We start from the raw sequence: 22,181 nt of genomic DNA on the forward strand, positions 1-22,181 counted from the left end.
CAGCCTGGCGAATCCAACGATGCGTGCCCAGTACGGCTTCACCCTTATCGAAACCCTCGTAGCAATCGCAATCTTGGCGATCGTGATCAGCATTGCTGCGCCATCCTTTACCCGAATGCTGCAAAGCAATCGTGCGGCTGTGTTAAGCAATGAGTTGCTGGGCACCCTGCAACTTGCGCGGTCCGAAGCCCTAAAGCGGCGGACCAATGTCGTGCTCTGTCGCAGCACCGCAGGTAGCAACGTTTGCGTAGACGGCGCGGACTGGTCATCCGGCTGGCGCCTGATGCAAGGCGCCACCGTGTTACGAACCTGGGAGCCTATCAGTGGTGGGACGCTCACGGGCCCTAGTTCGGGCATGACCTATCAAAGCAATGGCCTCAGTGGCGCTCAGGCAACCTTCACTATTACCACGGCACCTACCTGCAGCCGTACCATTCAGGTCAGTGCAACCGGTAATGCCACGGTCAACGTGAGTGGCTGCCCATGAGCGGGCGCAAAGGTCAAACGGGCGCCACCCTGATCGAGGTACTGGTCGCCATGCTCATCCTGGCGATCGGCTTACTGGGTCTGGCTGGTTTGCAGACAGTGAGCGTGCAGAGCAACCAGGGTGCCTACTATCGTTCCCAGGCCACCATCCTGGCCAATGACATCGTGGATCGCATGCGCGCAAACCGGGTTGCCGCTCTGGCCAACCGGAGCAGCTATTCGGTGGATTTTCCAGCCTCTAAAAGCGATAACGCCCTTTCGGGTTCAGCTGCCCAGCAAGACGTCAATGGCTGGCTAAACGCCCTGGCGCTAAGCCTTCCCCAAGGCACAGGCAGTCTGAGCCTAGACAGCAGCAACGCGGTCATCGTCACCATCTGCTGGAATGATCGCCGAGCCGCGATCAAATCAGCTCAAGCGGCGGCACCAACAAGCGACAGTTGCAGCAGCCCTGCCAGCAGCAACAGCAGCTTTGAGCTCTTCACCTACAGGACGCAGCTATGAGGCCCATCTCAGCCAAGCGGCAATGCGGCCTTTCCATCATCGAACTGATGATAGCCCTGCTTCTCGGGCTGCTATTGATGGGCGGCGTACTGCAGCTATTCCTATCCTCCAAACGTACCTATCAGACCAATTCGGCGCTGTCACAGGTGCAGGAGTCGGGACGCTTTGCCCTGGAATTTCTCTCCTTCGACCTGCGTAATGCGGGTTATCGGGGAGGATGCCTGACAGCTCTCACCAGTCTGCTGCCGAACACCCTCACCCAACAGGCGGACGGCACGGACGATATCCGCTATGTCCTGACTACGGGTATTCAGGGCTGGAGCACCACGAGCAATACCAATAACCAGGCCCCAAACAAGACGCCGCCTTGGTTCAAGCCGACCTTCGATGCGCGCACGCCTGACTCGGATGTGGTCTTTCTTGCTCACGCGGTAACACCTGCCGGTGTCTTGCTGACTGGCGCCACGACAACTCAGATCTCGACCTCCGCCGGCCTGCCCCAGAATCGTCTGTTGGTCATCAGCGATCCATTGAGCTGCCATCTGTTCGCCAATCAGAGCACCGTCAACGACAGTCGCGTATCCCTGCCCAATGGCAAGACCTTCGCACCACACGATTACGGCACCACCATCGCCAAGAACACCAGCAGCAGCACCAACCCTAGTACCAGCGGGGACATGGCGCAGCTGTTGCTCTATCAAAGCGTGGTGTATTACCTGCAGGACAATGCCGATACCGGTGTTCCCTCACTGTGGCGCAGGGTCTACGACGGCCGCAATCAGCCAGCCGAAGAGCTGGTCAGTGGCATCCAGCGGCTGCAGATCCGTTATGCCACAGCGAACGCCAATGGCAGCCTCAGCACCCCGACTACCGGTATCTATAGAGACGCTAGCGATATTACGGATTGGCAAAGCGTAGTCTCGGCACGCATCCGCCTCCTGGCCGTGAGTCGTGAGCGCAATGCCGTCACGCCCAATCAGCAACTGGTCTTCAATGACCCTCCGGTCGAGGGTGTCGATCCGCTAACCATCGCCGATGGCCGCATCGGCCAGGTCTTCACTCTTACCGTCAGCATCCGGAATCATCTGCCATGAATCAGCTTCCTGCGACACAACGCGGCGCGGTCCTGATCGTCACCCTGGTGATGTTACTGCTCTTGACCCTGCTGGCCCTTGGCAGTATGCGCGGCACCACCCTGGAGGAGCGCATGGCCGGCAATCTGCGTGACGAAAGCCAAGCCTTCCAGGCCGCGGAGATGGGCCAACGAGTCGCCGAGGCGTGGGTAACGAACACAAGTATCGCGGCACTGCAGAACATGACGGCGCCCCGATCCGTAACCATCACTCCGCCACAGCTGCAGTCGACCACCTACAGCATCGTGCCGCTGCCCGGGGTCACCCTGCGAGGCGCGGGAGGAGATGTAGGTAGCAGCAAGCCCATTACTACCAGCGTCGTCCGTATCCTCAGCAAGGGTCAGGGTGCAGCTCAAGACTTGTCTGGCAACAGTCAGCCTGCCAGCTCCAGCGTAGAAATCAGCACCCTTTACATCAGGCGTTAGGCCAGGAGATTTCCATGCGCCGATCTACTGCAGCTTTCAGCCGCCTTCGCACTCCCAGCCTGCTGGCCTGTCTTGCCATAGCGCCACTGGCTCAGGCGGCCGTTTCGCAATCGCCTCTGGTAACCGGTGGTGACATACCCGGCAGCCTGGCACTGGTCCCTTCGGTAGAGTGGCCAACGGTCCTTTCAGTAGCCAACCTTGGCAGCTACAGCTCCGCCAGTACCTACAGCGGCTATTTCGACTCTGACAAGTGCTATGTCTACAGTTACGCCAATGCGTCCAGCCAGGGCGGCACCAGTTTGGATAACAGCTGGTTTGAGCCCCAGAGCGCGGCCACTGGCCATAAGTGCACTGGAGCAAAGCAGTGGAGCGGTAACTTTCTGAACTGGGCTGCGACACCTACCATCGATCCGTTTCGTAGCGCCTTGACGGGAGGCGCTCGCGTCAGGGATACCGCAACCCTTACGGTGCTTCAAAAAGCCCGGCACGATGGGCAAAACAGCGCAGGCAATCGCCTGAACACCAACCAGGGAATCATCCCCTCCTCCGAAATCGCTGGCGCAACACCTTTCGCAGCCACTTGGGACAATCTCTATGTTCGGCTGGAAGGTCAGGGTTTCGACATGCTGTTTTCCAACTGGAACGACCGTATTGGCGGCGGTGGCTCCGCGAACTATGGTTTTGGCAACAACTGGCCTGATGTCTGGGTCGATCTGGACCCCAAAAGTACGCGTCAGTGGGATGGCAACAATCTTCGCAGAGACTACTACCCCGGAGGCATTGCCCTCTATACCAACAGCGTCTATCGCGTGCGCGTTCAGGTACGGGTCTGTAATCCGGCGGTAGGCATAGAAACTAACTGTAAGCGTTACTCGGACACCAACTACAAACCCGAAGGCTTGCTACAACAGTATTCAGATCGACTGCGCTACTCAGTATTCAGTTATCTCAACGATTCCGATCAGCTTCGCGATGGTGGCGTACTCAGGGCCAACCAGACATTCATCGGCCCTGTAAATCCCGACCAGAGCAGCAACTCCAGGGCGGAGTGGGACGCGACCACTGGTGTTCAAAGTATCAATCCTTCCCCTACCGAAGCCAGCGACACACCGGGCACTACAGGCATCACCAACAGTGGCGTCATTAATTACCTGAACAAATTCGGCTCAATGCCCTATGACGCTCAGAAAAACTATCGAAATTTGAAAAGTCTAGACCCGGTCAGCGAGCTCTACTACACGGCCATCCGCTACTTCAAGAATCAGGGCAACGTAGCCTCTTATAGCAATCTCACCGGGGACGCGACCAATCGTTATGCTCAAGCCGATGGCTTCCCGGTTGTTACCAGCTGGCGAGACCCCATCACCTATTCCTGCCAGAAAAACGTAATTCTCGGTATCGGTGATACCAATACCTGGCAAGACAAGAATCTCCCTGGAGGAGACACTTCCTCAGGTGGCGAACCCACGAAGCCAGCCGAGGTGACAGCAGACACAACGGTGAATGTACAAACCGCGACCCAAAAAGTTGCCTCGCTGGAAAACATCACCATCAACACGCCCTTTACCGGCCGTGGGAACTCGGCCTATATCGCCGGCCTTGCCTACGATGCCCATACCCGAGATCAGCGGTTGGATCTGGCCGGCAATCAAACGATATCCACCTACTGGATGGACGTTCGGGAAAACCAGACGCTCGCTGGAAAAAGTCAGAACCAATATTGGCTTGCAGCCAAATATGGTGGCTTCGTAGTACCCAGTAACTTCGAGCCCTATGCAACCACGACCACCCAGGCCAGCATCACCGAAAACCTTTGGACCACCAACGGCGAAACCCTGTCTACGGGAGACAAACGTCCGGACAACTTCTTCGTGGCCAGCGACGCTCAAGCCATGACTACCAGTCTGAAGAACGCCTTTGCCAAGATCGTCAGCGAAACCAGTAGCACCAGTACCTCTCTGGGTGCCAACAGCGGCTCTCTGGAAACCGGTACCGCGTTCTACCAAGCGAACTTCAGTGCTCGGTACTGGAGCGGGGATCTGATTGCAAAGACCTTCAATACCGACGGCACCCTATCTGCTACCAGCCTCTGGAGCGCTGCAGCCAAGCTGGATGCCCAGTCCTGGTCTTCCCGCAAGATATTCACCATGGGGCCTTTCACGGGTACCAACCTGGTATCGACGGATCGCCAGAACTTCGGCTGGGACGGCATCAAAGCGCAAGGCCAGGCTGCGCTGCGTCGCAATACCGATGGCAGTCAAGCCAGTGAGGACGAGGGTAAACGGCGACTGGCCTATCTGCAGGGCAACCGCAGTGAGGAAACCGCCGCCTCCAGTCCCTTGCGTAAGCGTGCCAGCCGCCTGGGCGATATCGTCAATTCCGACCCACTGTTTGTGGGTCAGCCAGACTACGGCTATAACCTGCTGCCTAGCGCCCTGGGCGGCGACCAGTATCTCGCTTTCCGCCAGGGCGCGGCCTACAAGAGCCGCACACCCTTGATCGTCGTCGGCGCCAACGATGGCATGTTGCATGGCTTTGATGCCAGCCTTACCGCCACCGGCGGAACCGAACTCTTTGCCTATGTGCCTCAGGCCGTGATGGGCAATCTCTACCGGCTGACCCAAAGCAACTACAGTCATAGATACTTCGTGGATGGCTCTCCGGCGACGTCTGACGTCTACTTCGGCGATAGCTGGCATACCCTGGTCGTAGGCACCACGGGGGCCGGTGGCAATGGAGTCTTCGCCCTGGATGTCACGAATCCCGGGGTCATGACGAATCAGGCAGCGCTCTGGGAGTTTTCCTCTCCAGACATGCGCTATCCCATCCAGAAGCCCGCCATCGTTGCCCTACCCAATGGCAAATTCGGCGTCATCGTCACCAGCGGCTTTAGCGATAATGCCGTGACTTCAGGCAAGGTCTGGATTCTTGATGCCAGCAATGGCGATGTACTCAAGACCTTTACCCTGACCACCACGGGCGGCCTGGGCGAGCCCCTGGCGATAGATCTGAACAATGATCGCATCACTGACTATTTCTATGTAGGAGATACGGCCGGGAATCTGTGGCGTTTCGACGTTTCCAGCCCGGATAGCACGGCGTGGCAAACGCCCAGTGCCCCCATGTTCATCGCGACTGCCGGCAATGCCAGCAACGCTGCCAGACAACCCATCACCGCTCCTCTCAGCGCTGCCCTGAACAGCGATGGCAAAGCCATCATCCTGTTTGGAACAGGTAGCTACTTTCAGGTGGGCGACAACAACCTGACGGGCACGCCGCGCATGGAAACCTTCTACGGGATCATTGATCGCGGGCAGACGGTTACCAGAAGTCAGCTGCTCGAGCAGAAAATCCTTAACGAACGGACGGTTGGCACAAGAAAAGGACGTCGTGTCAGCACCGTCGACCTTGCCTCAACCCAAGCCGGCTGGTTCCTGGACCTGGTATGGAAGAGCGCAAATGGTGGTCCCGGCACCCTGACGGGAGAGAGAGTGATTTCGTCGAGCAGGCTGCACGGTGGTGCACTGGTATTCACGACCCTGACGCCTTCGAGCGACCCCTGCACCGGCGGCGGTACCAGCTGGACCATGGCGATCAATCCGTTGAATGGTGGTTCGCTGAAATACACCTATTTCGACCTGAACCAAGACAATCAACTGAACGATAGCGACAACGACACCTTGCTCGGAGGAAACATACCGGACTCCGGCATGATAGATATCAATGGCGGTATTCTCAAAACACCTACCATATTGAATAGGGATACCCTGGCCGATGGTAGTCCTTCGCCTACGGACGTGCTTTATGACAGCCAGGGCAACCGCCTTGTCATTCCCAAGGGAACGAGGACATCAGGGCGAGTCTCCTGGCGAGAAATTAGGAATTGATCATGCCTTCATCCAATAAGTGGCCACATCGACCCAGACAGACTGGCTTCACGCTCATTGAACTGATGATCGTGGTGGCGATCGTGGGCATCCTGGCCGCCATCGCCTATCCGTCGTATCAGGAGCACATACGTAGGGCCAACAGAGCCGATGCCCAGGCCTCGCTCATGGAGTTGGCGCAGTTCATGGAGCGAAATTACACCCGTCTGGGACGCTACACCACGGATGCGACCGGTACGGCACCCGCCCTGCCGTTCACTACCGCTCCCAAGGATGGAGGGCGGCCCGTCTATGATTTGAGCCTGAGTGCGGTGACAGCTACTGGCTACACCCTTCAGGCGACCCCTCGTGCAGGCGGCCCCATGGCCGGCGACCGTTGCGGCAACTTGACGCTCGACAATGCCGGCTTGAAGGGCCAAAGCGGCGCCGGCGCCACCACCGCCGACTGCTGGCGCCGCTAGGACGCCAGCAACGCCTTATACCGCCTTTACCCTGAGCTCCCGCGGCAGGGTGAAGGTGATGTTCTCCGGCTCGCCTTCCAGCTCCACTTCGCCAGTGGCACCCCAGCTCTGCAGTCGATCGATGACGCCGCGCACCAGGACTTCGGGAGCCGAGGCGCCAGCGGTAACGCCGATACGCTGCACGCCTTCGAACCAGCCCTGCTGCATATCCTCGGCACCATCGATAAGATAGGCCGGGGTGCCCAGGCGTTCGGCGAGTTCGCGCAGGCGGTTGGAGTTGGAGCTGCTGGGGCTGCCCACTACCAGGACCACGTCGCTCTCCAGCGCCAGGGTCTTTACCGCGTCCTGGCGGTTGGTGGTGGCGTAGCAGATGTCGTTCTTGCGCGGGCCGTTGATGTGCGGAAACTTGGCACGCAGGGCGTCGATCACAATGCGGGTGTCGTCCATCGACAGGGTGGTCTGGGAGACGTAGAACAGGGCCTCGGGATTACGCACCTCTAGCTTTTCCACGTCGTCCTCGTCTTCCACCAGGTAGATGGCACCGCCGGCACGGTCGTCGTACTGACCCATGGTGCCCTCCACTTCCGGATGCCCAGCGTGACCGATGAGGATGCACTCCTGGCCGTCGCGGCTGTAGCGCGCGACTTCCATATGCACCTTGGTTACCAGCGGGCAGGTGGCATCGAACACCTTGAGGCCACGCTCGGCGGCCTCGCGGCGCACGGCCTGGGAGACACCGTGGGCACTGAAGATGAGAATGACGTCGTCCGGCACATCGGCCACGTCTTCGACGAAGATGGCGCCGCGGGCGCGCAGGTTGTCGACCACGAACTTGTTGTGCACCACTTCATGACGCACATAGATGGGCGGACCGAAAACATCCAACGCTCTGTCGACGATGTCGATGGCGCGGTCCACGCCGGCGCAGAAGCCGCGGGGATTGGCGAGCTTGATCTGCATAGGCTCCTCTGCCCGCTTCACGGGCGGCGGTAGATCAGTGGGAGACGGCAGGTTCGATGGCCAGGATTTCCACGTCGAAGGTCAGCACACGGCCGGCCAGCGGGTGGTTGAAGTCGATGACCACCTGCTCGTCGTCGTAGCTCTTGACCACGCCAGGCATCTCGCCACCGGCGGCATCGCTGAAAATGATCAGTAGACCGGGCGACAACTCCATGTCACTGAAGTCGTCGCGTGCCATGGTCTGCAGGTTGCCGTCGTTGGGCTGTCCAAAGCCGCGCTCCGGCGGGACGGTCAGACTGGTTTTGGCACCGGCTTCAAGGCCGAACAGCGCCTGCTCGAAACCAGGCAACAGATTGCCGTCACCGACGGTGAAGGTGGCCGGTGCCTTGTCGAAGGTGCTGTCCACCACGTCGCCGTTCTGCAGCTTGATGGCAAAATGCAGGGTGACCCGGGTGTCCGGGCCGATGGTGATCTCAGCCATGGGCTTCCTCGGGCGTTTTCTTGCGGAACATATCCAGGGCCAACATGATGGCGCCGACGGTAATGGCGCTATCGGCCAGATTGAAGGCCGGGAAGAACCACTCCTGGCGCCAATGGACCAGGACAAAGTCGATGACGTGGCCTAGCACCATACGATCATAGAGATTGCCCAGGGCACCGCCGAGGATCAGGGCCAAGGCGATCGCGGTCCAGGTATCGTTGCGCAGGCGCTTGAGCCAGACCACCAGCACCACGCTCACTACCAGCGCGATGCCGGCAAAGAACCAGCGCTGCCAGCCTGAATGGTCGGCCAGGAAGCTGAAGGCGGCCCCGGTGTTGTAGGCCAGGGTCCAGCTGAACAGATCGGTGATGACCGGTACCTGTTGGTAGAGCGACAGGTTGTTCTGGAAATAGGCCTTGCTTAGCTGATCCAGCAGGATCACTACCACGCTCAAGACCAACCAGGGCAAAGCGCCGAAGCGCTGCGTGTCACGCATGCTCGCGCACCTCACCCGCTCCATAGACGTTGGTCACACAACGCTCACAGATCTCCGGATGCGCGGCGTCCTGGCCGACGCTATGACTGTGATGCCAGCAGCGGGCGCACTTGGGTGCCTCGGACTTGCGGACGACCAGCTTGAGGCCGCTCAGCTCGCTGGCGACGGCGCCTTCCGGAGCCTTTTCCAGCGGCTGAACAGCCGCCTGGGAAGAGATCAGCACGAACCTGAGCTCGTTGCCCAGGGCCTCCAGTACGGTCTGCAGGGCGCTATCGGCGTAGAGGGTGATCTCCGCCTGCAGGCTACCGCCCAGGGTCTTGGCCGCGCGCTGGTTCTCCAGCTCCTTGTTGACCGCGGCCTTGACCGCCATGACCTGATCCCAATAGGCGCGATCCAGGGTCGCACCCTCGGGCAGGGCGAAGAGGCCGTCATACCAGGTGGTCAGCATCACCGACTCTTCCCGCTGGCCTGGCAGGTACTGCCAGATCTCGTCGGCGGTAAAGGACAGGATGGGCGCGATCCAGCGCACCAGCGCCTCGGCGATGAGGTACAGCGCGGTCTGGCAGGAGCGCCGCGGCAGGCTGTCGGCCCCAGTGGTGTACTGGCGGTCCTTGATGATGTCCAGGTAGAAACCGCCCAGTTCCTGCACGCAGAAGTTGTGCACCTTCTGGTAGACGTTGAGGAAGCGGTACTCGGCGTAGGCCTGTTCGATTTCCTGTTGCAGCAGCAGGGCGCGATCCACCGCCCAGCGGTCCAGGTCGATCATGTCCTCGGGGGCGACCCGGTTGATCGCCGGATCGAAGCCGGACAGGTTGGAGAGTAGGAAGCGCGCGGTATTACGGATGCGGCGATAGGAGTCGGCGCTGCGCTGCAGGATCTGGTCGGAGACCGCCATCTCGCCGGTGTAGTCGGTGGAGGCGACCCAGAGGCGCAGGATGTCGGCGCCCAGGCTGTCGATGACCTTTTGCGGAGCGACCACGTTGCCCAGCGACTTGGACTGCTTGCGACCCTGCTCGTCCACGGTGAAGCCGTGGGTCAGCAATTCTTTGTAGGGGGCATGGCCGTCGATGGCGCAACCAGTCAGAAGCGAGGAGTGGAACCAGCCACGGTGCTGGTCCGAGCCTTCCAGGTAGAGATCGGCCGCCGGACCCTGCTGGTGCGCCAGTTCGGCATGGGAGCCACGCAGCACGTGCCAGTGGGTGGTACCCGAGTCGAACCAGACGTCGAGGGTGTCGCGGCTCTTGTCGTACTGGCTGGCTTCTTCGCCAAGCAGTTCGACCGGATCGAGCTTGAACCAGGCCTCGATGCCTTCACGCTCGACGCGCTGGGCGACCTCCTCCATCAGCTCGACGGTGCGCGGGTGCAGCTCGCCGCTTTCCTTGTGGGTGAAGAAAGGAATCGGCACACCCCAGTTGCGCTGACGCGAGATGCACCAGTCGGGACGACCGGCGATCATGCCGTGCAGGCGCGCCTGGCCCCAGGCGGGGACGAACTGGGTCTGCTCGATGGCTGCCAGAGAACGCTCGCGCAAGGTAGCGCCTTCGTTGGGCTGCTTGTCCATGCCGACGAACCACTGGGCGGTAGCGCGATAGATCAGCGGGGTCTTGTGGCGCCAGCAGTGCATGTAGCTGTGATTGATCGCCTCGTGCTTGAGCAGGGCACCTGCCTCTTCCAGCGCGGCGACGATGGCCGGATTGGCCTTCCAGATGAACTGGCCACCAAACAGCGGCAGCGACTCGACATAGACACCGTTGCTTTGTACCGGATTGAGGATGTCGTCGTTGCTCAAGCCGTACTGCTTGCAGATGCGGAAGTCGTCCTCGCCATAGGCGGGCGAGCAATGCACGACACCCGTGCCCGCGCCCAGCTCGACATACTCGGCCAGGTAGATGGGTGACAGCCGCTCATACAGCGGATGGTGGAAGTCGATCAGCTCCAGGGCGGTACCCGGCGCGGTGGCGATCACTTCCCCCTGCAGGCCATAGCGTGCCAGGCAGCTTTCCACCAGTTCCTCGGCCAGCAGCAGCAGGCGGTCGCCCACGTCCACCAGCGCATAGGTGAATTCCGGGTGCACGTTGAGCGCCTGGTTGGCCGGGATGGTCCAGGGGGTGGTGGTCCAGATGACGATGGCGGTGGGCTTGGCCAGCGCGTCGAGGCCGAAGGCGGCCGCCAGCTTGTCGGCATCGGCGACCGGGAAGGCCACGTCGATGGCGTCGGAACGCTTGTCCTGGTACTCCACCTCGGCCTCGGCCAGGGCCGAGCCGCAGTCGAAGCAGAAGTTGACCGGCTTGAGGCCCTTGAAGACGAAGCCCTTCTTGACCAGCTCGCTCAGGGCGCGGATCTCGCCAGCCTCGTTGGCGAAGTTCATGGTCAGGTAGGGATTGCTCCAGTCACCCAGCACGCCCAGGCGGACGAAGCCGGCCTTCTGCTCTTCGATCTGCTCGCTGGCATAGGCGCGGCAACGCTCGCGGGTCAGGTCCGCCGGCTGATTCTTGCCAAAGGTGGTCTCCACCTTGTGCTCGATGGGCAGGCCATGGCAGTCCCAGCCCGGCACATAGGGGGCGTCGTAGCCGGCCAGGGTCTTGGAGCGGGTGATGATGTCCTTGAGGATCTTGTTCAGCGCATGACCGATGTGAATGCTGCCGTTGGCATAGGGCGGACCGTCATGCAGGATGAAGGTCGGCCGGCCCTTGCCGATGGCGCGCAGCTTCCCGTACAGGTCGATGTCCTGCCAGCGCCTGAGCGCTTCCGGCTCGCGCTGCGGCAGGCCGGCTTTCATCGGGAATGCCGTTTCCGGCAGGTTGAGCGTCGCTTTGTAATCGGTCATGTCAGTCCAGGCTCGTTGACGGTTGCCCCTGCCAGTAGGCGCGGGCCGTGGCGACGTCCGCTTCGATCGCCGCCTTGAGGGCCTCCAGAGAGGCGAATTTCTGTTCGTCGCGGACCTTCTGCACGAAGGTCACGCTGAGGTGGCGGCCATAGAGGTCGCCGGAAAAGTCCAGCAGATGGATCTCCAGGTGCGGACGGCCATCGCCCTGCACCGTCGGTCGCTGGCCGATGTTGGCCACGCCCGGCACCACCTGCCCATCGATCAGGCTGCTGACCAGATAGACGCCGCGCAGCGGTGGCCGACGCCGCTTTAGCTGGACGTTGGCGGTGGGCCAACCCAGCTGGCGTGCCAGCTTCTGGCCGTGCAATACCCGGCCCGAGAGGCTGTAGGGTCGCCCCAACATACGCGCGGCCAGGTCCAGATCACCGTCGTCCAGCGCCTGACGGATCAGGGTGCTGCTCACTCGCAGGCCATCGAGCTCGACGGTAGTGGCGGCTTCCAGGGTGAAACCATGGTCGCGGGCAGCCAGATTCAGAAAGGTGAAGTCGCCTGCGCGATCACAACCGAAGCGGAAATCGTCGCCGATCTCCAGATGCTTCACCCCTAGCCCCTCCACCAGCACCTGCTGGACGAAGGCCTCCGCGGACAACTCGCGCAGCCGCCGATTGAAGTTCAGGCAGAGCACGTTGTCGACGCCATGGCGCGCAAAGCATTCCAGCTTCTCGCGCAGGCGGGTCAGGCGCACCGGCGCGATGTCGGGCAGGAAGAATTCACGCGGCTGAGGCTCGAAGATCACCACGCAACTGGGCACTCCAAGCTCCGCCGCCCGCTCACGCAGCCGCGCGAGGATGGCCTGGTGCCCCAGGTGAACCCCGTCGAAGTTGCCGATGGTGGCAACGCAGCCCTTGGGAAAGGCGTCGAGATGATGGAGACCGCGAAACAGCTGCATGGGTAGGTATTGCTCAGAAATTAATCGATTATATCCGGATGCCCGCCTTGAGGACAGGCGCACACCCGGTCTCGTGCAATCCTCTGGCCGTTACAGCAAGGCCCGTCGATTGAAGTCACGTACACGGAAACCAAGCAGGAAAAGACTGGCGAAATAGGCCAGCACGCCTGCCGCGACCAAACCGCCCAGCCGCAGCAGCCGCTGCCACATCAATCCCTCGCTCCAGCTCGGCAAAATCTGCATCAGGCCGAACAGCACCGCGCTCATGATCGCCACGGCAATCAGCAACCGTAGCAGGAAGCCCGTCCAACCTGGTTGGGGCGTAAACAGGTTATGGCGGCGCAACTGCCAGAATAAAAGGCCCGCGTTGAGACAGGCCGCAAGACCAATGGCCAGCGCCAGACCGACATGCTGCAGCGGTCCGATCAGGATCAGGTTGAGCACCTGGGTCACGGCCAGGGTGAAGAGCGCGATCTTCACCGGCGTCTTGATGTTCTGCTGGGCATAGAAGCCCGGCGCCAGCACCTTGACCAGGATGATGCCAAGCAGGCCCACGGCATAGGCAACCAGTGCCCGTTGGGTCATCAGGGCGTCATGGGCATCGAAGCGACCGTACTGGAACAGGGAAACGGTCAGCGGCTCGGACAGCAGCGCCAGGGCCGCGGAACAGGGCATCACCAGCAGGAAACACAGCCGCAGCCCCCAGTCGAGTAGCCGCGAATACTCCTGGCGGTCGGCCTTGGCATAGGTACGCGACAGGGCTGGCAGCAGGATGGTCCCCAGGGCCACGCCAAGCACCCCCGAGGGTAGCTCCATGAGACGGTCGGCGTAGTACATCCAGGACACGGAGCCAGCGACCAGGAAGGAAGCGAAGATGGTGTTGATGATCAGCGAGATCTGGCTGACCGAGACCCCGAGGATCGCCGGCCCCATCTGCCTAAGCACACGCCAGACACCGGTATCACGCAGATTCAGGCGCGGCAGCACCAGCATGCCGATGCGCTTGAGGTGCGGCAGCTGATAGAGGAACTGCGCCAGACCGCCCGCCAGCGTCGCCCAAGCCAGGGCCATGATCGGCGGGTTGAAATAGGGTGTCAGGAACAGCGCGAAGATGATCATGCTGATGTTGAGCAGGGTCGGTACGAAGGCCGGCACGCTGAACCTGTTCCAGGTGTTGAGCACAGCGCCGGCCAGCGAGGCCAGGGAGATCAGCAGGATGTAGGGGAAGGTCACCCGCAGCAGGTTGGAGGTGAGAGCGAATTTTTCCGGGGTATCGGCGAAACCGGGCGCGGTGATCCAGATCACCAGGGGTGCCGCCAGCATGCCGAGCACCGTGACCACCGCCAGCACCAGGGTCAGCAGGCCGCTGACGTAGGCCAGAAAGGTCCGCGTGGCCTCCTCGCCCTGCTGGGCCTTGTATTCGGCCAGGATGGGCACGAAGGCCTGGGAGAAAGCGCCTTCGGCGAAGATGCGGCGCAGGAGGTTGGGCAGCTTGAAGGCGACGAAGAAGGCATCGGTGGCCATGCCGGCGCCAAAGGTTCGGGCGACGATGGTGTCACGCACGAAACCCAGCACGCGGGACAGCATGGTCATGGAGCTGACGGCGGCCAGGGACTTGAGCAGATTCATGGCTTGGGAAGGACTCGGTGAACGCAGCGGGACGTGACGAAGAAGGCCCCTGGGCGCAGTCGCGCAATGGGCACAAGCGATCGAGTGTAACGACGCACTTCATCGGCGACCAGCCGGATATCCATCCAGACAGCCTTGACAGGCGGCGCCAGGGGCGTCAAGATTCGCGACCTTAATTTAGCTCTGTACTCGCTACAGAGTTCGCTCTGTACCCAATACAGTCTTTTTCGAAGGAGCTCCACGGTGGCTAACTCCCCCTCCGCCAAAAAACGCGCCAAACAGGCTGAGAAGCGTCGCAGCCACAATGCGAGCCTGCGCTCCATGGTGCGCACCTACATCAAGAACGTCGTCAAGGCGATCGACGCCAAGGACCTGGAAAAAGCCAAGTCCGCTTATGTTGCTGCCGTTCCGGTCATCGACCGCATGGCCGACAAGGGCATCATCGACAAGAACAAGGCCGCTCGTCACAAGAGCCGCCTGAACGCCCACATCAAGGCCCTGGCTACCCCAGCCGCTGCCTGATAGGCGTTCGAATAAAAAACCGGCCTAGGCCGGTTTTTTATTGCCTGCGATTCGTCAATCCTGACACCTCCGGGGAGGCGCCAGGATCTTCAAGCCTCAGACCAGGACCAGATTATCCCTGTGGATCAGCTCGGGCTCATAGACATAGCCCAGCTCGACGACGATGGCATCCGAAGGCCGACCCAGGATGCGCCGTGCTTCGGTCGCACTGTAGTTGACCAGACCGCGCGCCACTTCGCGCCGGTCCGGGCCGACGCAGGCGACCATCTCGCCACGACGGAAACTGCCTTCCAGCTCCTGCACGCCTACGGGCAGCAGACTGCGATGCCCGCCCACCAGCGCCTGAACCGCACCCGCATCCAGGCGCAGGGTGCCACGTACCTGCAGGTGGCCAGCCAGCCACTGCTTGCGCGCCGCTACCAAGCCTCGCTCGGGCGACAGCAGCGTTCCCAGCTGCTCGCCCTGCTGCAGGCGACTGAGCACCTGCTGGATACGCCCACCGACGATAACGGTATAGGCACCGGAACGCGCCGCCAGACGGGCAGCGCGCAGCTTGGTCTGCATGCCGCCACGACCCAGGGCACCCCCGGTACCACCGGCAACCAGATCCAGGGCAGGATCGTCGGCCCGCGCCTCGCTGATGAGACTGGCGTCAGGGTTGTTGCGCGGATCGGCGTCGAACATGCCATCGCGATCGGTGAGGATGACCAGTAGATCGGCCTCGACCAGATTGGCCACCAGTGCGGCCAGGGTATCGTTGTCGCCGAAGCGGATCTCGTCGGTGACGACGGTATCGTTCTCGTTGATCACCGGCACCACGCCCAGGCTCACCAGGGTGCGCAGGGTGCTGCGGGCATTGAGATAGCGCTTGCGATCGGACAGGTCGTCATGGGTCAGCAGGATCTGCGCGGTCTGCACCTGGTGCTCGGCAAAGCTGGATTCCCAAGCCTGCACCAACCCCATCTGCCCCACCGCCGCCGCCGCCTGCAACTCATTGATGGCAGTTGGGCGCTGCGCCCAGCCGAGTCGACTCATGCCGGCCGCCACCGCACCAGAGGACACCAGCACCAGCTCGATACCCGCCTGGTGCAGGGCCACCATCTGCTCGACCCAACCGGCCATGGCCCCACCATCCAGACAACGACCGTCGTCGGTCAGCAGGGCACTGCCAATCTTCACTACCCAGCGCTGGGCGCCAGACACCTGATCACGCATGGGCAAGCTCCTTTCTTACCGTACGTAGAAGATTTCCGGACCGTCACCGTCGTCTTCGTCATCGAAGTCGTCATCGGCATCGTCCACCGCCTTGACGCCGGAGCGTCGCAGGGCACGCTGATCATCCAGCGCCTGCAACCGCGAGCGCGCCTCGTCCTCGATCCGCTGATCGAGCTCCTGCAGCGCCTCGGCGTAGGCCGGATCCTCGGCGATGCGCAGGGAGCGCTCGTCAAGGTACTGCATGATCGCCTGGCAAAGCTTCTCGGTCCCTTCACGCTCCAGCGCGGAGATGACGAATACCGGCCCCTTCCAGTCCAGGTGCTCGACGACCGCCTGCAGGCGCTCCTCGCGCTCGTCGTCGAGCAGCTGATCGGCCTTGTTCAACACCAGCCAGCGATCGCGCTCGCCCAGCGCCGGACTGAACTTGGTCAGCTCGTTGATGATGGTCTCGGCGGCTTCAGCCGGATCGCTTTCATCCAGCGGCGCCATGTCGACGAGATGCAGCAGCAGCCGGGTCCGCGCCAGGTGCTTGAGGAAGCGGATCCCCAGACCGGCGCCCTCGGAGGCACCCTCGATCAACCCCGGAATGTCGGCGACCACGAAACTCTTGAAGCGACCCACGCTGACCACACCCAGATTCGGCACCAGGGTGGTGAAGGGATAGTCCGCCACCTTGGGCTTGGCGGCCGACACCGCACGAATGAAGGTGCTCTTGCCGGCATTGGGCAGGCCGAGCAGACCGATGTCCGCCAGCACCTTGAGCTCCAGCTTGAGATCGCGCTCTTCGCCAGGCTTGCCCGGCGTGGTCTGCCGCGGCGCACGGTTGGTACTGGACTTGAACCGGGTATTACCCAGACCGTGCCAGCCACCCTGGACCACGCGGATGCGCTGGCCGGGCTGAGTCAGGTCGCCAATGATTTCCTGGGTGGCTGCATCGATCACCGTGGTACCGACGGGCACCGGCAGCACCAGGTCTTCACCCTTGGCACCGGTGCACTCGGTGCTGCCGCCCTTCTCACCGTTCTGCGCGGTGAAACGGCGGGTGTAACGGTAGTCGACCAGGGTGTTGAGGTTGATGTCGGCTTCGAGCCAGATCGACCCGCCGTCGCCACCGTCACCGCCATTGGGGCCACCCTTCTCGATGAATTTCTCCCGGCGGAAACTCATCATGCCGTTGCCGCCGTCACCCGCTTTTACGTGTATGGATACTTCATCGACGAATTTCATCTGGACCTCCCGCGCTCGCGGGCCGCTGCAAACAAGGAACTAGTGTGGTGTTTCAGAAGTTCGCGCAAGAATTGGCGAGTGATTTTTTGACCTGGGCTAGGCGCCACGACGAGTCATAGCAGGGCTATGGCGAGGAGTGGCAACAACACCCAGGCCGAAAAAGCGCCGCCAAATTGTGCAGGTAATTTCTGAAACACCACACTAGCTTAACTACAAACGAAAAAGCCCCGTCGGGTAGACAGGGCTTTTCTTTCGTCACGAGCCTTAGGCGGCGGCGACGATGCTCACGTAACGACGACCAAAGGCGCCCTTCACGTCGAACTTGATCACGCCGTCCACTTTCGCGAACAGGGTGTGATCCTTGCCGAGGCCCACGCCGTAACCGGCATGGAACTGGGTGCCGCGCTGACGCACGATGATGTTGCCGGCCTTGACGACCTGGCCGCCGTACAGCTTCACGCCAAGGCGTTTGCTTTCGGAATCGCGACCGTTACGAGTAGAACCACCCGCTTTTTTGTGTGCCATGAGTCAATTCTCCGGTAAAGGCGAGATCAGGCCTGAATGCCAGTGATCTTGATTTCAGTGAACCACTGACGGTGGCCCTGACGCTTCATGTGGTGCTTACGACGACGGAATTTGATGATGGTGACCTTGTCGTGACGGCCCTGGGCAGTCACTTCGGCGGTCACTTTGGCACCATCAACGACCGGCAGACCGATCTTGACGTCGTCACCGTTGCCAACCAGCAGAACCTGGTCGAAGGTGACGGTTTCACCGGTGGCGATGTCGAGCTTCTCGACCTTCAGGTATTCGCCTTCAGCGACCTTGTATTGCTTGCCACCAGTAACGATAACTGCGTAGGACATGGTAAATCTCCGTTAAACCTGCTCACCCGGTGCTTTATAAGAGGAATCGTCGACCGGCATGGCTGCACGGGACCGGAAGGAGCGCCGCGCAATTGCGTAAGACAGGGGGTTAACCCTAGGAATGTTCAGGGCCCGCGATTCTACGCAAGCAATGACCAAGAGGCAAGAGCCGCCAGGCCGCGCCTTGACACGCCCCCACCCCACCCCTAGCATGCCGCGCAACCTCGTTCAGCGGCCATGCCGGGTCGGTGCCCATCCGAATCGGCAGGAGCGGCGAGCCGCGGGAGCGCGATGGCATTCCCTGGGATGGCACTTTGGCCGGTCCCTAGGGCATAGTCTGGCGGTCATGCGCCATCCGGCCGCCTGAATATTGCCCGGACCTCCAGTGGACACCTCTCAATGACGCAGCAATCCCAGTCCTTCTATCGCGTGGTGACGGACGATTTCGCCGCCGTAGACGGCATCATCCGCCAGCAGCTGACCTCGCGCGTGCCGCTGGTCGAGAAGATTGGCGACTACATCGTCTCCGCTGGCGGCAAACGCCTGCGTCCGCTCCTGGTGCTGCTGGCCGGCAAGGCGCTGGGGCGCGCCGATCATGACCTCCAGCTGCTGGCGGCCACCATCGAATTCCTGCACACCTCCACCCTGCTGCACGACGACGTCGTCGATGCCTCGGGGATGCGCCGTGGCCGCTCCACCGCCAATGCCCTCTGGGGCAACGCCCCCAGCGTCCTGGTCGGTGACTTTCTCTATGCCCGCTCCTTCGAAATGATGGTGGCGCTGGGCTCCATGGAGGTGATGCGCATCATCTCCCAGGCGACCCGCGTCATTGCCGAAGGCGAGGTGCTGCAGCTGTCGAAGATCCGCGACGCCAGTACCACCGAAGAAATCTACATGGAGGTCATTCGCGGCAAGACCGCCATGCTCTTCGAAGCCTCCACCCATAGCGCGGCGATCCTGGCCGGCGCGAGCGCGGAACAGGCCGAAGCCCTGCGCCGTTATGGCGATCACCTGGGCGTGGCCTTCCAGCTGGTAGATGATCTGCTCGACTACCAGGGTGATGCCGTGGCCCTGGGCAAGAACGTGGGCGACGACCTGGCCGAGGGCAAACCGACCCTGCCGTTGATCGTGACCATGCGCGAAGGCAATGCCGAACAGGCTGCCCTGGTGCGCCAGGCGATTCGCCAGGGCGGCAGCCAGGACCTGGAAAGCGTGCGCGCTGCCGTCGAAGCCGCTGGCGCTCTGGACTATACCGCTCGCAAGGCGCAGGAATTCGCCGAGCGTGCCATTGCCTGCCTGGACGCCCTCCCCGCCAGCCCCTACCGCGATGCCCTGGCCGACCTGGGTCGTTTTTCGGTGGCCCGTACCCACTGAGGTTCGTTACCGATAGAGCAAGCCCGCCGTCGTCAGACTGCGGGCTTTTTCATGTCCGACCAAAAAAGTCAGGCAGTGGCTTGCTATTTATTGAATAAGAATTATTCTCATAAGTAGCCCTCAGGAGCCCTTGCCATGACCTATCTCATCGACGCCTGGCTGGACCGGCCTCAGCCCTATCTACGCATTCTCAATCGGGAAACCGGCAAAGTCTGCGCGGAGCTGGACGAAACCGCCTTGGAAGAACTCAAGGATCTAGGCGAACTGGATCTGCACAGCCTTACCTCCAGCGAACCGCGGGTGGTGAAGGAGCAGATCCGCCAGGTCTTCCTGTTCAGCTACGCCCTGGCGCTGCGCCCGGAAAACGACGGGCTGCGCCTGGACTGCTGAAAATCTAGAGGACGTCGAGAAGCTCGACGTCGAACACCAGCACGCTATGTGGCGGGATACCGCCGACGCCCTGGGCACCATAGGCCAGCTCGCTGGGCACATGCAGGCGCCACTTGCTGCCAGCCGGCATCAGTTGCAGGGCTTCGGTCCAACCGGCGATCACGCCACCGACCGGAAACTCGGCTGGCTGGCCGCGCTGGTAGGAGCTATCGAACACGCTGCCGTCGATGAGGGTACCGTGGTAGTGGGTACGCACCTGGTCTTCACGGGTAGGCGTGGCGCCCTCGCCCTGGGTGAGCACCTCGTACTGCAGACCGGACGGCAGCACCACGACACCGGGGCGCTCGGCATTGGCCTTCAGGTAGTCGACGCCTTCCTGGGCCGCGGCCGCTGCCTTGGCTTGGGCTTCCGCCTGCATACGCTCGCGAATGACGCGGAAGCTGGCGTTCAGCGCCTCGACATCCACCCGGGAGTCCTGGCCGTCGAAGGCCTCGTTGAGACCGGCGAGCACAGCGGCCAGCTGCATGCCGGGGACCGGATTCTGACGCAGCTGATCGCCCAGCTGGCGGCCGATGCCATAGCTGACGCGGGCTTCGTCGGTATCGAGCAGGATGTCGTTCATAGCAGTTTTTCCATCATGAAAAAGGAGCCGAGCCTAGCACATCAGCGGCTCGGCTCGCCGCCGCCCTGGGTGCCGCGCTGCCGTCGACAGCGCTCGGAGCAGTAGCGCACCTCGGCCCAGTTACGCTCCCACTTCTTGCGCCAGGTGAAGGGGCGCTGGCAGACCGGACAGAGCTTGGTGGGCAGATCGCCCTTCTTCATAGGGATTTTCCTGCGTCGAGACGCACCAGCAAGTCATCGGCTGACCGCCCCAGTGCCTGCCGCCGCTGCAGTGCCGGGCGGCGCCCTCGCTCAAGAAGCGTTCCGGTAATTCAACGGAATTTTCAGTGGTTCGGTCGAGCGTGGCGCCATACCGACCATCTCGTCGTAGGCGCTGTGCTGGATGAGAAAGCACGGCAGCGCCGGCAGATCGGCCAGCAGGCGTCGCGCCTGGGCGGCCGAGCCCAGGCGATAGAAGTGGCCATCACGCCCGGTCAGCCGTGTACGACCGTCCTGGGTGAGCACTTCGAGTACATAGAAGCCGCCCTCGATGGACAACAGATTGAGTTCACGAACCTCACCGGCCTGGGCGCGCTGGGTCAATTCCGGCAATTGCATGGAAACCTCCGGGTCGAGATCGGCAACCGGGATGGTGCCGAACGCCTGCTGTGAGCATTCGACAACCTAGGACAGGCAAGCGCAGCGGCGCAATCCACAAAGCGTAAGCGGAGATGCCCGGAACGGACGAGCGGCTGCCCTACCTTAGTGCTTGGTCAGACGATCCAGGTAGCCCATGGCGAAGGCCGACACCACGAACACCAGATGGATGATCACGTACCACTTGAGGTATTCGGGATTGGTATTCTGAGCGTCCATGAAGATGCGCAGGAGATGGATCGAGGAGATGGCGACGATGGAGGCGGCCACCTTGTTCTTGAGCGAACCCGAATCCATCTTGCCAAGCCAGCTGAGCTTTTCCGACCCTTCGTCGATGTCCAGCTGGGACACGAAGTTCTCATAGCCGGAGATCATCACCATGACCAGCAGACCACCCACCAGCGCCATGTCGATGAGCGACAGCACCAGCAGGATCAGCTCGGCCTCGGTGGACTCGAAGATATGCGGCAGGACGTGGAAGACTTCCTGAAAGAACTTCAGCGCCAACAGGACCAGCGCCAAGGACAGCCCCAGATAAATGGGGGCCAGCAGCCAGCGGGAGGCGTAAAGGGCTTTTTCGATCAGACGTTCCATGCAGACTCGCTCGGATTACCAGGGCCGGGCGAGTATACCGGGGCGTTGCAGGCGGACCAATGCGGCAGGTTGTACCTGACTCAGGCGTCGGGGCCGACCTGGAAACGCACCTGCTGATGGGCGCGCTCGCCATTCATCTTGCGCAGCTCGCTCTGCATGTGCAGGCGCCAGATCTGGGTCTCTTCGACCTGGATGTAGCCCTGCTCGACCAGGTTCTCGGCAATAGCGGTCATGACGCCTTCAGCGGCCTTGGGTCCATGGAAGGGGCCCTGCGCCTTGATGGCGGTAGGCTGCTGACCGTTGAGGCCAGCGGCGCACAGCAGGGTCCAAAGGCCCTGCTCCTGACCGAGCGGCTTGATTTCGCATTCGATACGGGTGACGAGACCCAGGCAGGGGCGGATCAGGGTAATGGTGCGGGACATGGCGTCATCCTCTCGAAGCGCTCGATGCTCGCCGGTCCTAGGGCCAGAGGTATCCACAGAGGCTGTGGACAACCCTGTT

24 protein-coding genes are annotated in these 22,181 nt (G+C 61.7%); 9 read left to right on the forward strand and 15 right to left on the reverse strand.

The window, feature by feature from the left end; translation table 11 throughout:
* Positions 1-19: 19 nt before the first annotated feature.
* From APT59_RS22275 to APT59_RS17930, 6 genes are read left to right on the forward strand one after another with little or no spacing between them, the layout of a single operon-like run.
* Positions 20-487: a GspH/FimT family pseudopilin gene (locus APT59_RS22275; protein ID WP_082696385.1), complete on the forward strand. Its 468-nt coding sequence runs from the start codon at positions 20-22 to the stop codon at positions 485-487.
* A complete protein-coding gene (gene pilV / locus APT59_RS17910; RefSeq protein WP_059316096.1) occupies positions 484-987 on the forward strand; it encodes a type IV pilus modification protein PilV in 504 nt (167 codons plus the stop codon). The genes APT59_RS22275 and pilV overlap by 4 nt, the downstream gene beginning before the upstream one ends.
* Positions 984-2,081: a PilW family protein gene (locus APT59_RS17915; protein ID WP_059316097.1), complete on the forward strand. Its 1,098-nt coding sequence runs from the start codon at positions 984-986 to the stop codon at positions 2,079-2,081. The genes pilV and APT59_RS17915 overlap by 4 nt, the downstream gene beginning before the upstream one ends.
* A complete protein-coding gene (locus tag APT59_RS17920; RefSeq protein ID WP_059316098.1) occupies positions 2,078-2,545 on the forward strand; it encodes a pilus assembly PilX family protein in 468 nt (155 codons plus the stop codon). The genes APT59_RS17915 and APT59_RS17920 overlap by 4 nt, the downstream gene beginning before the upstream one ends.
* A gap of 14 nt (positions 2,546-2,559) precedes the next feature.
* Entirely contained in the window at positions 2,560-6,432 is a 3,873-nt protein-coding gene (locus APT59_RS22280) for a pilus assembly protein (protein WP_082696386.1), read from the forward strand.
* A 2-nt stretch (positions 6,433-6,434) separates the two neighbouring features.
* Complete coding sequence (locus APT59_RS17930) at positions 6,435-6,893, forward strand: type IV pilin protein (RefSeq protein WP_059316100.1); 459 nt, start codon at positions 6,435-6,437, stop codon at positions 6,891-6,893.
* A gap of 15 nt (positions 6,894-6,908) precedes the next feature.
* Here the strand turns inward: APT59_RS17930 and ispH are convergent, their stop codons facing one another.
* The 6 genes from ispH to murJ form a co-directional block, all read right to left on the reverse strand.
* A complete protein-coding gene (gene ispH / locus APT59_RS17935; protein WP_059316101.1) occupies positions 6,909-7,853 on the reverse strand; it encodes a 4-hydroxy-3-methylbut-2-enyl diphosphate reductase in 945 nt (314 codons plus the stop codon).
* Between the two features lie 34 nt (positions 7,854-7,887).
* A complete protein-coding gene (locus APT59_RS17940) occupies positions 7,888-8,334 on the reverse strand; it encodes an FKBP-type peptidyl-prolyl cis-trans isomerase (RefSeq protein ID WP_059316102.1) in 447 nt (148 codons plus the stop codon).
* Positions 8,327-8,830 carry a signal peptidase II gene (gene lspA, locus APT59_RS17945; RefSeq protein WP_059316103.1) on the reverse strand — a complete coding sequence of 168 codons (504 nt, stop codon included), beginning with the start codon at positions 8,828-8,830 and terminating at the stop codon, positions 8,327-8,329. Before lspA ends, APT59_RS17940 begins: the two co-directional genes overlap by 8 nt.
* A complete protein-coding gene (gene ileS / locus APT59_RS17950) occupies positions 8,823-11,657 on the reverse strand; it encodes an isoleucine--tRNA ligase (RefSeq protein WP_059316104.1) in 2,835 nt (944 codons plus the stop codon). The genes lspA and ileS overlap by 8 nt, the downstream gene beginning before the upstream one ends.
* Position 11,658: 1 nt before the next feature.
* Positions 11,659-12,606 (reverse strand): bifunctional riboflavin kinase/FAD synthetase, encoded by a 948-nt coding sequence (gene ribF / locus APT59_RS17955; protein WP_059316105.1) that lies wholly within the window; start codon positions 12,604-12,606, stop codon positions 11,659-11,661.
* A gap of 90 nt (positions 12,607-12,696) precedes the next feature.
* A complete protein-coding gene (murJ, locus tag APT59_RS17960) occupies positions 12,697-14,235 on the reverse strand; it encodes a murein biosynthesis integral membrane protein MurJ (RefSeq protein WP_059316106.1) in 1,539 nt (512 codons plus the stop codon).
* 243 nt (positions 14,236-14,478) lie between these two features.
* On the opposite strand from murJ, the gene rpsT reads away from it, so the two are divergent.
* Positions 14,479-14,757, forward strand: a complete 279-nt coding sequence (gene rpsT, locus APT59_RS17965) for a 30S ribosomal protein S20 (RefSeq protein ID WP_059316107.1) — start codon at positions 14,479-14,481, stop codon at positions 14,755-14,757.
* A gap of 96 nt (positions 14,758-14,853) precedes the next feature.
* Here rpsT and proB read toward each other — a convergent pair whose 3' ends face one another.
* The 4 genes from proB to rplU form a co-directional block, all read right to left on the reverse strand.
* Positions 14,854-15,972 (reverse strand): glutamate 5-kinase, encoded by a 1,119-nt coding sequence (proB, locus tag APT59_RS17970; RefSeq protein ID WP_059316108.1) that lies wholly within the window; start codon positions 15,970-15,972, stop codon positions 14,854-14,856.
* A gap of 15 nt (positions 15,973-15,987) precedes the next feature.
* Positions 15,988-17,199, reverse strand: a complete 1,212-nt coding sequence (cgtA, locus tag APT59_RS17975) for an Obg family GTPase CgtA (protein WP_059316109.1) — start codon at positions 17,197-17,199, stop codon at positions 15,988-15,990.
* A 264-nt stretch (positions 17,200-17,463) separates the two neighbouring features.
* Positions 17,464-17,724 (reverse strand): 50S ribosomal protein L27, encoded by a 261-nt coding sequence (gene rpmA, locus APT59_RS17980; RefSeq protein ID WP_059316110.1) that lies wholly within the window; start codon positions 17,722-17,724, stop codon positions 17,464-17,466.
* A gap of 26 nt (positions 17,725-17,750) precedes the next feature.
* On the reverse strand, positions 17,751-18,065 hold the full coding sequence (gene rplU / locus APT59_RS17985; RefSeq protein ID WP_007160791.1) for a 50S ribosomal protein L21: 315 nt from the start codon (positions 18,063-18,065) through the stop codon (positions 17,751-17,753).
* A 399-nt stretch (positions 18,066-18,464) separates the two neighbouring features.
* Between rplU and APT59_RS17990 the strand changes: the two genes are divergently transcribed.
* Entirely contained in the window at positions 18,465-19,439 is a 975-nt protein-coding gene (locus APT59_RS17990) for a polyprenyl synthetase family protein (protein ID WP_059316111.1), read from the forward strand.
* A 135-nt stretch (positions 19,440-19,574) separates the two neighbouring features.
* Positions 19,575-19,829: a hypothetical protein gene (locus APT59_RS17995; protein ID WP_059316112.1), complete on the forward strand. Its 255-nt coding sequence runs from the start codon at positions 19,575-19,577 to the stop codon at positions 19,827-19,829.
* 4 nt (positions 19,830-19,833) lie between these two features.
* Here the strand turns inward: APT59_RS17995 and APT59_RS18000 are convergent, their stop codons facing one another.
* The 5 genes from APT59_RS18000 to APT59_RS18015 all read right to left on the reverse strand — a co-directional run bounded on the left by APT59_RS18000 (position 19,834) and on the right by APT59_RS18015 (position 22,102).
* The gene (locus tag APT59_RS18000; RefSeq protein WP_059316113.1) at positions 19,834-20,451 is read right to left on the reverse strand and encodes an FKBP-type peptidyl-prolyl cis-trans isomerase; all 618 of its coding nucleotides are present in this window, start codon (positions 20,449-20,451) and stop codon (positions 19,834-19,836) included.
* 41 nt (positions 20,452-20,492) lie between these two features.
* On the reverse strand, positions 20,493-20,651 hold the full coding sequence (locus tag APT59_RS22285) for a DUF2256 domain-containing protein (protein WP_082696387.1): 159 nt from the start codon (positions 20,649-20,651) through the stop codon (positions 20,493-20,495).
* A 90-nt stretch (positions 20,652-20,741) separates the two neighbouring features.
* Positions 20,742-21,047, reverse strand: a complete 306-nt coding sequence (locus APT59_RS18005) for a DUF6482 family protein (RefSeq protein ID WP_017640864.1) — start codon at positions 21,045-21,047, stop codon at positions 20,742-20,744.
* 144 nt (positions 21,048-21,191) lie between these two features.
* A complete protein-coding gene (locus APT59_RS18010; RefSeq protein ID WP_017640865.1) occupies positions 21,192-21,680 on the reverse strand; it encodes a TIGR00645 family protein in 489 nt (162 codons plus the stop codon).
* Between the two features lie 80 nt (positions 21,681-21,760).
* On the reverse strand, positions 21,761-22,102 hold the full coding sequence (locus APT59_RS18015; RefSeq protein WP_007160783.1) for a hypothetical protein: 342 nt from the start codon (positions 22,100-22,102) through the stop codon (positions 21,761-21,763).
* Positions 22,103-22,181 lie beyond the last annotated feature (79 nt).

It is taken from the genome of Pseudomonas oryzihabitans, assembly GCF_001518815.1.
Taxonomy (GTDB): Bacteria; Pseudomonadota; Gammaproteobacteria; order Pseudomonadales; family Pseudomonadaceae; genus Chryseomonas; species Chryseomonas oryzihabitans_E.